This is a genomic window from Vibrio owensii CAIM 1854 = LMG 25443, from assembly GCF_000817815.1.
GTDB lineage: Bacteria > Pseudomonadota > Gammaproteobacteria > Enterobacterales > Vibrionaceae > Vibrio > Vibrio owensii.
Genome location: NZ_JPRD01000072.1, coordinates 1 through 7383 on the forward strand (window position 1 = coordinate 1; position 7383 = coordinate 7383).

General features: G+C 40.4%; 10 protein-coding genes. All 10 read left to right on the forward strand.

Annotated features, from left to right (window positions below; translation table 11 throughout):
* Nucleotides 1-588, forward strand: a 588-nt coding sequence (locus H735_RS27745; protein WP_238320697.1) for a hypothetical protein, incomplete at its 5' end; no start/stop codon positions are given.
* Nucleotides 557-1015 carry a hypothetical protein gene (locus H735_RS27750; RefSeq protein WP_020198212.1) on the forward strand — a complete coding sequence of 153 codons (459 nt, stop codon included), beginning with the start codon at nucleotides 557-559 and terminating at the stop codon, nucleotides 1013-1015. The genes H735_RS27745 and H735_RS27750, both read left to right, overlap by 32 nt.
* Nucleotides 1016-1147: 132 nt before the next feature.
* Nucleotides 1148-1600 (forward strand): hypothetical protein, encoded by a 453-nt coding sequence (locus H735_RS27755; protein WP_020198213.1) that lies wholly within the window; start codon nucleotides 1148-1150, stop codon nucleotides 1598-1600.
* Between the two features lie 145 nt (nucleotides 1601-1745).
* Nucleotides 1746-2474, forward strand: coding sequence for a hypothetical protein (locus tag H735_RS27760; RefSeq protein WP_020198214.1), 729 nt, complete (start codon nucleotides 1746-1748; stop codon nucleotides 2472-2474).
* A 666-nt stretch (nucleotides 2475-3140) separates the two neighbouring features.
* Nucleotides 3141-3983 carry a hypothetical protein gene (locus H735_RS27765; RefSeq protein WP_020198236.1) on the forward strand — a complete coding sequence of 281 codons (843 nt, stop codon included), beginning with the start codon at nucleotides 3141-3143 and terminating at the stop codon, nucleotides 3981-3983.
* Nucleotides 3984-4130: 147 nt separating this feature from the next.
* A complete protein-coding gene (locus H735_RS27770; RefSeq protein ID WP_020198237.1) occupies nucleotides 4131-4496 on the forward strand; it encodes a hypothetical protein in 366 nt (121 codons plus the stop codon).
* Nucleotides 4497-4607: 111 nt separating this feature from the next.
* Entirely contained in the window at nucleotides 4608-5003 is a 396-nt protein-coding gene (locus H735_RS27775; protein ID WP_020198238.1) for a DUF3465 domain-containing protein, read from the forward strand.
* 673 nt (nucleotides 5004-5676) lie between these two features.
* On the forward strand, nucleotides 5677-6033 hold the full coding sequence (locus tag H735_RS27780) for a hypothetical protein (RefSeq protein ID WP_020198239.1): 357 nt from the start codon (nucleotides 5677-5679) through the stop codon (nucleotides 6031-6033).
* Between the two features lie 175 nt (nucleotides 6034-6208).
* On the forward strand, nucleotides 6209-6559 hold the full coding sequence (locus H735_RS27785; protein WP_020198135.1) for a nucleotide pyrophosphohydrolase: 351 nt from the start codon (nucleotides 6209-6211) through the stop codon (nucleotides 6557-6559).
* Nucleotides 6560-6702: 143 nt separating this feature from the next.
* The gene (locus H735_RS27790; RefSeq protein ID WP_020198134.1) at nucleotides 6703-7368 is read left to right on the forward strand and encodes a GIY-YIG nuclease family protein; all 666 of its coding nucleotides are present in this window, start codon (nucleotides 6703-6705) and stop codon (nucleotides 7366-7368) included.
* Nucleotides 7369-7383 lie beyond the last annotated feature (15 nt).

Here is a 7383-nt window from a genome sequence, read left to right on the forward strand (position 1 = left end):
TTTAAGAGTGATTCGCAACGCTTGGCGTTTTCGCTTCGCTCAAGTATAGCCAAGCGTCGCTCACACCTTAATGCGGCGTTATGTATCAAAGAGGTAAAAATGAGTAATTGGGATAAAGTAACACAGCTTGTTGAGGCTAGTAAGGACTTCATCTTAACGGATGAAGAACGAAACTTAATGCTCAAAGCTGAGCAAAATGCCTATGAAAGAAACTTAAATGAGATTAAAGAAGTTTTAGATCTTGCAGAAAAAAGGCTAAATGGCCTTGGGTTCTGGGTTGAGAACCAAGTATCTGACGAAGGTATGAGGTTTAGGTTTTCTTTAGCTGGGTATTATGGGCCAGGAGGGTTTAGCACTCAGTATCATATATCTGGACCTTTGGTGTTAGGCATTATCAATCCAGCAGGTGATCCTTTCGCCAGCTTTTACTCAAATGATATAGACCAGTGTTTTTTGGTGGGTGAAGATTTTAATAAAGCTAACTTTGAAGAGTTTGTCATCAAAGAAATAGAAGCTTATTTACAGCCAGAAAACCTAATTACTAGCAAAGAGCAATATGACAGATTTAGAGCTTTACTCACAAATTAATGAAACTCTCAGTATACTTGTTTGGCCAGCTGTTACCTTGGTTGTATTGATTGCTTTTAAAAAAACAATATCGGGTTTATTGGCAAGAGCTGCAGGTTTGGAGGGGCAAGTCGGTGATGTTTCGTTTAAGTTATCTCTTCAAGAGCTAATGCAAGACAAAGTAACTGAAGCTGCGCAATTAAAAGCTGATGGTAAGGAAGAGGAGGCTGACTCCCTTATCAAAAGTAGTAGCGAGATAATTTCAAGTTTATATGGGTTATCAAATTCTGATATTGACGAGTTGATTTCACTATCGCTTGGAGAAGCGCCAAAAAGAAAGTGGGGTAAAACCCATTTGGTTAGGGCGGGCTTAGTTGAATTACAAGGCGGCAAGTTAACGAATAATGGCAAAATCTTGGTAAATAAGTACTTGAAACAAGATACATAACAAGCAATTCAAGCTGATTCGCAACGCTCGGCACTTTCGGCTTCAACTTGTTTGGTGATTATGGTGCAGTGTTTTAGTAAAGTGGCAGCGTTGCTCACAACTTAATTGGGCGTTAGGCTAAAAAGGTCAACTATGGATTTATACCGAGAATATGGCAAAGCGGCGCTCGCTGCAGCGGGATTGGAAAATAAGCTGATATTGCTGATTGCGTTGCATCGAAGTGAAAACCAAAGTGATGAAATTTTCACCAGGGAGCATGAGAAACTTCATCGTAAAACTTTAGGTGGTCTTATAAAAGAGGCTCAAAAGTCTTCAATTTTTACTGAAAGTTCAAATGAAAATTTGAAACTCATATTAGAACATCGAAATTGGATGGTCCATCATATAGCCCGAGATATGCTTGGGTATGTTGTTCAAGAAAAAGGTATGGAAAAACTAGAGTATAACTTGCGTGAGCTTGCAGCGTTTTTTAATGGAGCTTCGGAAATGTGTTGGCAAGAAATACAGAAGCTTACAAAGGATAGAGGCATAAATCAGGAACCTTTGCAAAAAGCCATAAACGAAGCTCTTGATGCTCAATTTTAGCCTAACAAAGCGTTTAAGACGGATTCACAACGCTTGACATTTTTGGTTTGTATCAGCTTAAGTGTTTACGGCACAATGGTTTAGGTTAGGTGGTCGCGTTGTTCACCACTTAACGCGGCGTTAGGTTTTCAATGGAGATCGAGACATGATAAAGAAAGCTTTCTTGGATAAGCAGGCGAATAAAGCTCAAAATGAGCGAAGAACTCCTGATTTTCTGCGTAGGTTGTGCTTTACCGTCGTTGAGAACATGTTGAAACAGCATTATTCTGACTCTTATTCTATGCGATGCCTGCAGGCTTCACTTGCTATATCCTCAATTTTGAAGAGGGTTGGTATAAAGTCGCAAGCGTACACAGGGGAAGTGTGTGTGCCGCAAGTATTTCACGACAACAAGATTGCTCCAAGGTGGAACGGCTTTTGGGGAGATGACCACCATGTTTGGCTAATGACGGAGTTTGGTGAACTTGTTGACCTCACGATTAAGTATCTACACCTTCATCCTGTGGCTAAAGGTAATAGCCAACTCGAAATGCCGGCAATTTGGTGGAGTGATGCTTCTAGATGGCCCAGTGTAATTAAATACCTTCCCCAAGGTCCAATTGCAGTAAAGTTACCTAATGAAGAAATGATTGACCTAGAAGTTTTTCAGGCAAAGGTAGATCAAAAACTAAGCCAAATTTTAAAATCTAACTCAGTACAGGAAGTCGAATTTGCCCCAGTACTACATGGTCCTGAATCAATGAATGATCTTTATGCCCAAGGAAACCCGTGGCTTGTAAAGAGCGTAGAGCTTCAAGATGGCAGGCTTCCCTATCCTCAAAGGGTTGTAGAACGTGAACGAGAGCTTTTAGCGTCGTGTGAAAAGAAAACCTAACAAAGCATTTAAGAGTNNACCTTAATGCGGCGTTATGTTTACTTGCATTTCAAAGACTTAAAAGTCTTAGGCTCAAGTTCTTTGTCCCTCAGGCAGTTTGTCCCTAGTAGACTCAGCAAATCACTATTGTCGTTCTAAGTTCTTGAATCGCTTAGGCCGCAAAACATGCCAAGGTTCGTGGGTTGCTTCATTCTCAGGTCGTGGCGGTCGGCTTCTTGTTTAACTGGTTCAAAGTCGCTTTCAGGTTCTTAGCCAATTAGCATCTCGGCTTGGCAGTTGTCTCGGCAATTGTTCATTGTTGTACGCTTTGGTTGGAAAGATAGGGCGCTTGTTGTGAATCAGTCGGGTTGCCTCATTGGGCAGGGAAGTGGGCTTACTTGTTTTAGGCTGGTCGCCTTTGTCGGTCAAGTTGGTTTCAGCCTTGTGGTTTGCTTCAGAAAACTAGCTAGAAATAGCAGTTCTTTCTCAATTAAGTCAGTAACTTGTGGTAAAACATAACAAACAATTCAACAGTGATTCGCAACGCTTGGCGCTCTCACTTCGGGTTGAGTTTAGTGTTTACGGCGCAATGTTTAAGTTCAGTGTATGCGCTGCTCACACGTTAATTGGGCGTTAGCAATCACAGTACCTCATGTTCAGTACGCAATTAAAAAGGTAGATATTTGTATGTTAGAATTTTGGACAGTCAACTTGTTACTACCTAGTGATAGTAACAAGTTGACTTTCACCACTCCATCCGGCTTATGGGAGTTAAATCAGGCTAAGAATTTCCTTGCTATTAAACAGGCAATATCTCAAGGACAGTGTGGGCATACCTATGAGTTAGATGTAAATGTATCATTATCAGGTAATGGTTCTGCTGCATGTGATGCTTGTTTAGATGACTTGATTCCAATTTTATTAGGGTCGTCTTACCTTTCTGGTTTAAGCGTTACCATTAAACATTCAAGACCTTACAGTGATGTTTCAATCTTACAACCATCAGATTATTGGCCTAGAGAAAGAGCAATGGGTACAGGTCAATTTTGTGTTGTTGATGATAAAGATTTTGTACATAAGTTAGAAGTTATTGCAAACAACTGGGGGCGAGTAAACTCAAGCGAAAAAGTAATGATACTACTACACCATTGGTTAGATGCACTTAGTTGTTGGTCATTTGAAGATTTTTACCTCAGTGCTACAACATTACTACAGATCATTGCTGCTACAGAGAAGTCAGTTACTGGTAGACATTTGTATTATTTCGATGCCGTTGTCTCCGCAAGCGCTAGGGTTGGTATTACACCATTGTCAGATGATTTTAAGAATATGAGAAATAACCTTATTCACGAGGGCAGGTTGCTTGGTGGTAGCTTTACAGGTACCAATTTAGATGATTGCGCTCAAGTCGCATCAGATTTAATGAATTGGTTTGACCAGTATATTCACGCAGTTTTTGGGTTAGGAGCGGTGTCTAATCCTCGATTTAGTAAAAATAACTTCAATAGTTTAAACTCTTACACACTGTAAGTTATTGCTAACAAAGCATTTAAGAGTGATTCCCAACGCTTGGCATTTTTCATTCCATCGTTGGGTTTTGTGTTTACGGTGGTATGTTTTAGTTTTGTGGTAGCGTTGCTCACACCTTAATGCGGCGTTATGTGAATGGGAGAGAATATGTCCTCAGAGGCAAAAAAATATATTAAGGAAACTCGAAATCAGGCTTGGGGTATTACAGCATTTCTTATTGTTACTCTGGTCGCAGTTATCGCTGTTTCACAAGGTTTCTTGCTTCCTGCTAGCGATAAACCTGAAATATGGTTTCAAAGAAGTGGGTCAATAATCGTAGTTGTGGCCTTGTTCTTAGAGTACCTAGTACAAAAACGACTAGAAGCTTTCTCAAATGGTGAAGTACCACCATGGGAAGCTGGTCGTTTATACAAAGCGTTTTACCAAAAATTGGCTGTGGTATGTGTCATATATGGTTTACTGGGAACAATGGTTTGGGGCTATGGTGACCTTATATACCTAAAATTCACATAACAAAGCATTTAAGAGTGATTCGCTACGCTTGGCAGTTTCGCTTCGCTCAAGTATAGCCAAGCGACGCTCACACCTTAATGCGGCGTTATGTGAATTGGAGAAGTTGAGTATATGAAGAAGTTCTTCGCAATATTTATAGCAGCTTTTTGCTTAGTTTCAGTCGGTGCTCTAGCGAATGACTACAAGCTCGGGCAGGCGTTTGAAAATCATCAAAGTGACCTTCAAGTTCGTGGTTCAGGAACAGTAATTCGCCTATTGCCAGATGACAACAAAGGAAGTCGACATCAAAAATTCATACTCAAATTAGATAGTAAGCAGACTTTACTAGTTGCTCATAACATCGACTTGGCACCAAGAATTCCCAATCTAAAAGTCGGCGATCGAGTTCAGTTTTACGGTGAATACGAATGGAACAAAAAGGGTGGTGTAATGCACTGGACACACCACGATCCCAACAATAGGCACCCGCATGGTTGGTTAAAGCACAACGGTAAAAAGTACGAGTAAAAACTCACATAACAAAGCGTTTAAGGCAGATTCGCAACGCTTGGCATTTTCAGTTTGCTTTGAATTTAGTGTTTACGGCACAATGGTTTAGGTTGGGTAGTCGGCGTCGCTCACTACTTAACGCGGCGTTAGTTGCCAAAGAAGAAAAAAGTAACTAAATCAGCAAGTTTAGGGCTAATTTCAGTGTGTTTTTTGGCTGGATTTTCGTGTTTGACCTTTTAGCTTTCGAGTTGGTGGAAATGCAGTTCTGGTTGGTTTATTGTTGGATTCTCTGTTTCTGAAGCTGGTTCACTCGTTGAAAGCTCGTTCTGTTATTCAGCACTTTCCAAGTGCTTTCCTTGGTGCTTACAGTCCGTTTTCTGCGGCGTTGTAAATTCCACGTGGTTTCAGTGACAGTCGCTTTGAAACTGTGCCTGATTTGAGTTTATCAAGTCACGTGAGGGCAGTGTTGGCAAAGTAGCAATAAGTTTGGAATCAAAGCGTTAGGGTAGGCAACTAACAAACAATTTAAGCAGATTCGCAACGCTCGGCATTTTTGGTTTGAATCAGCTTTAGTGATTAAGGCACAATGTTCGGGTTAAGTGGCAGCGTTGCTCACTACTTAATTGGGCGTTATGTGCTTACCCAAAAACATATAGTATAATGTTCGCTTTGTTGCTTAACTAAATTTACGATGAATATTGTTGTACATGTGCATGATGGTGTAGCAAAGCACGGCTACGAAATGGGAACTCGACAAGCATGGAAATGTGGAGATAAAGCTCACGAAGTATATCGAGTTCTAGGTGTTATCAAAGGTCAGGTAGTAAGTGTTATCGAGGACGTTACCGCTGAATTGTCTACGTTCGACAACAACCCAGAACATCATTCAGGTAGCGATGGTCGCTATATATTCTTAGGTGGGAAGTGCTGGAACGAAAAGGAAATCTTTGCTCCAGATATGCCAAAATTTATGTTCAAAAAGATTAAAGGCTTAAACCAAGGACACCGTTATTTGAGTGACGCTGAGCTTGAAGCGAGTTTGTCATAACTGGTTAGTTCGCACATAACAAACTGTTTAAGAGTGATTCGCAACGCGTGGCATTTTTACTATGCGTTGCGTTTAGTGTTTATGGTGGTATGCGGTGGCTTTGGTATTGCGTTGCTCACACCTTAACAGAGCGTTAGTGTTTACATCAAAATTTACGCAAAAATAGGGAAGTTGTATGAGTAAATCTGTCTATGTTGCTGGTAGTTTCAAGAATCTAGAAAAGATGCAGGCTATACGAGAAACTTTGGTCAATGCAGGTATTGAAACGACTATCTCTGAGCCTCTTCAAGCTAATGGTATTGATGGTTGCTTGCAGCGCATTAGAGAAGCCGACATTACCTACATTCTAAACTTTGGTGGTTACGTCGGAAAAAGTGTCGCAATGGATATTGGTTATGCTTTAGGTCTCGGCAAACCAGTTTATGCTCTTGAACATATTGAAGATCCAGACATCACTCATTTACTAACACGTGTTGTCACGCCAGGTGAGGTCATTGCTGAGCTCAGTGGAAATAGTAAAAACTAACAAACAATTTAAGAGTGATTCAGCACGCTTGGCATTTTTAGTTTGGGTTAAATTTAGTGTTTACGGTGGTCAAATTAAGTGTCGTGGTCGCGTGCTTCACACCTTAATTGGGCGTTAGCCATACTTATATTTAGGAGATTTCGATGGACAATGGATTCATATACATCATGACAAATTCGGCTATGCCAGATTTGATTAAAATTGGTATGACTGCCAGAGATTCAAGAGAACGAGCCAGAGAACTATCGAATACATCTGTTCCCTTACCTTTTAAGGTTGCTTTTGAAATATATTGTAATGACATTCGCAAAGTCGAAAGCGCTATACATCGAGAGCTAGCTGACTTTAGAGTCAACCCTAATAGAGAATTCTTTAGGTATCCTTTAGATAAGGCTATCAACCTAATTCAAGAATCCATTGGTGAAAACAGGGATAGTGAGCGTTTTCAAGCTGTAGACATAATGGAAGATCTTGTTAAAAAATATCCGGATCATCTCAAAACCGATATTGTCTCAGTTAGAATCGTCCAGCCTAAAGAACGAGTGTGGCTAGAGATCTCGACTGAAAAAATTTCTAGGGATGGCGAGCTGGTTGATCAAACTATTCGAAGAGAGGATTTGGCGTTTATTTGTAACGAGGACCCTGATGATCTCTTTTTTAAGCCTGAAGATGATGTACGAATTAATGCGTATAAATTCGTCGAAGAATATGATCCATTTTCCATAATAATGACAACAGACCTGTTTCGTGAAGAAGTATGCGAAGAGATAAATGAAAAGCACAATCCCTGCTATGCAAAGAATGGCTAACAAAGCATTTAAGAG

Bases quoted from the DNA above. Each gene is read 5' to 3' on its own strand.
- H735_RS27750 (WP_020198212.1), top strand. From the start codon at position 557: ATGACAGATTTAGAGCTTTACTCACAAATTAATGAAACTCTCAGTATA.
- H735_RS27755 (WP_020198213.1), top strand. From the start codon at position 1,148: ATGGATTTATACCGAGAATATGGCAAAGCGGCGCTCGCTGCAGCGGGA.
- H735_RS27760 (WP_020198214.1), top strand. From the start codon at position 1,746: ATGATAAAGAAAGCTTTCTTGGATAAGCAGGCGAATAAAGCTCAAAAT.
- H735_RS27765 (WP_020198236.1), top strand. From the start codon at position 3,141: ATGTTAGAATTTTGGACAGTCAACTTGTTACTACCTAGTGATAGTAAC.
- H735_RS27770 (WP_020198237.1), top strand. From the start codon at position 4,131: ATGTCCTCAGAGGCAAAAAAATATATTAAGGAAACTCGAAATCAGGCT.
- H735_RS27775 (WP_020198238.1), top strand. From the start codon at position 4,608: ATGAAGAAGTTCTTCGCAATATTTATAGCAGCTTTTTGCTTAGTTTCA.
- H735_RS27780 (WP_020198239.1), top strand. From the start codon at position 5,677: ATGAATATTGTTGTACATGTGCATGATGGTGTAGCAAAGCACGGCTAC.
- H735_RS27785 (WP_020198135.1), top strand. From the start codon at position 6,209: ATGAGTAAATCTGTCTATGTTGCTGGTAGTTTCAAGAATCTAGAAAAG.
- H735_RS27790 (WP_020198134.1), top strand. From the start codon at position 6,703: ATGGACAATGGATTCATATACATCATGACAAATTCGGCTATGCCAGAT.